A 415-nucleotide genomic window follows, 5' to 3' on the forward strand; every position below is an offset into this window, starting at 1 on the left:
GTACGACTGAGTGGATTAGAACTACTGACCTTTGGACCGGGTGATCAAGAGTAGGTAGTGCTTTTTCCTTCAATTATACTTTTTTAAATGTTGGTACGACTGAGTGGATTCGAACTACTGACCTTTGGACCGGGTGATCAAGAGTAGGTAGTGCTTTTTCCTTCAATTATACTTTTTTAAACGTTGGTACGACTGAGTGGATTCGAACCACCGACCCCTACCATGTCAAGGTAGTGCTCTAACCAACTGAGCTACAGTCGTACAATTTTTGAGGTTTTACTTAAATGTTGGTACGACTGAGTGGATTAGAACTACTGACCTTTGGACCGGGTGATCAAGAGTAGGTAGTGCTTTTTCCTTCAATTATACTTTTTTAAATGTTGGTACGACTGAGTGGATTCGAACTACTGACCTT

The 415-nt window shown here is 41.2% G+C and carries 1 tRNA gene; it reads right to left on the bottom strand.

The window, feature by feature from the left end:
- Positions 1-184: 184 nt before the first annotated feature.
- A tRNA-Val gene (locus H5072_RS20820) sits at positions 185-261 on the bottom strand.
- Positions 262-415: the final 154 nt, after the last annotated feature.

This window comes from Pseudoalteromonas sp. SR45-5 (assembly GCF_014163565.1).
GTDB classification, from domain to species: Bacteria; Pseudomonadota; Gammaproteobacteria; order Enterobacterales; family Alteromonadaceae; genus Pseudoalteromonas; species Pseudoalteromonas distincta.